This window comes from Planktosalinus sp., from assembly GCF_059864935.1.
Map to the genome: position 1 here is coordinate 1 of NZ_JCBCCK010000177.1, position 1,805 is coordinate 1,805.

A 1,805-nucleotide genomic window follows, 5' to 3' on the forward strand; every position below is an offset into this window, starting at 1 on the left:
CAATATTCAGACAGGAATTACACGCGATTTATCGGTTATGGAGGCGGCAATTATACTTCTGAAAAACTGGACATTGGTGCTTATGGCTATATTGAAAGCGATGTGAAAAACCAACCGCTTCAGCAAAACCTCTCCCCTGAGCAGGTCGCCGTTTTACAACAAGCCGGAGATGACCCTTCACAAATGGTGGCTCCTTCAGCGGTGCCTGACACTTTTTCTGAAAACAAAATCTTGTATCGGAAAGATGTTTTTGAAGGTCAGGAAATTTTTGTCTTTTCAAACGATCCTGAAGATGAATTGTTTCAAGTAAGGTTTACGCTCGTGGGCGAAAATCAAGGGAATTATATTATTTCAAGCACTACAGCCATCAGCAGGATTTTTGAATTTGTACCGCCTGTAAACGGGATTCCTCAAGGAAATTATGAGCCGGTGATACAACTTTTTGCGCCTACCCAACTTCAGGTGGGTGGTGTAAACGGGGTTTATCGCCCTTCAGAAAAAACAACCATTGGTTTTGAACTGGCCGCCAGTAAACAAGATTTAAACCTGTTTTCAGATATTGACAACGAAGACAACAACGGTTTTGCGGCACGTGTCCAGGCCAGGCAAAATATAATCGATCGCGCCGGAGGAATTAAACTTGACGGATACTTAAATGTAGATTATATCGCTAAAAATTTCAACACCGTTGAACGCTTGTATAATGTAGAGTTTAACCGCGACTGGACGCTGATTGATAATCCTCAGGGAGATCAAAGTCTGGTGATTTCAGGAATTCAGGTTTCAGACAGTGCACGCGGATTTGCCAATTATGAATTTCAGAAACTGGACTTTTCAGAAGATTTCAGCGGAAGCAGGCATGTTTTTAATTCATTAATAAAAACCGGCAATTTACAAACCCAAATTAATGGTAGTATTCTTAATAATTCAGGTTCTCTACAAGAATCTGACTTTACAAGGTTAAATGCCCGAACGGTTTATAACATCAACAATAAAGGCTGGGTGGGCAGTAAAATCGCACTGGAAGACAACCGACAGCGCATACTTGCTACTGACAGCCTGACGCCAATCAGTCAGAAATTTTTTGCTTATGAAACATTTGCCGGAATTGGCGACAGCACTTCGGTGTTTGTTGAAGTGGGTTACCGAAACCGTGTGAACGATAGTTTGCGCTTCAATGCTTTAGAGCGTGTGAGCCGTTCCAACACTTATTACTTAAAATCACAACTTATTCAAAACGAAAATTCTCAACTTTCCCTGTTTGCAAATTACAGGGTTTTGAAAGACGTTTATGGTACACGCGAGGATGAACAATCTTTAAACAGCAGGTTATTATACAACCAACGATTCCTAAATGGCGGAATTCAATGGAACACCACTTTTGAAACCAACAGCGGGGTTTTACCTCAGCAGGAATTTACTTTTATTGAAGTGGAGCCCGGACAGGGAACGCACGTGTGGATAGATTATAACGGCAATGGCATTCAGGAACTGGAAGAATTTGAAATTGCACAATTTCCTGATGAAGCCAGATTCATCAGGGTGCTGTTGCCCAATCAGGTTTTTATCAAAATCCACCAAAACAAACTGGGACAAGTGCTCACCATCAATCCCGGATTGTTTGCCGATAATGAAAAAGCCAAAGCAATCCTTTCAAAGTTTTACAACCAAACCACCTATTTAATAGACCGAAAAACCCGAAGGGAAGGTAGCTCTTTTGACATCAATCCATTTGCGAGTGGTGAGGAAAACCAGTTGGGTTTGGCTTTAAATTTCAGGAATATTCTTTTCTTTAATAGAGGACG

General features: G+C 41.2%; 1 pseudogene. It reads left to right on the plus strand.

What is annotated here, in order from left to right:
• Positions 1-1,805, plus strand: a pseudogene (locus AC6F75_RS06630) (hypothetical protein); the annotation flags it as partial.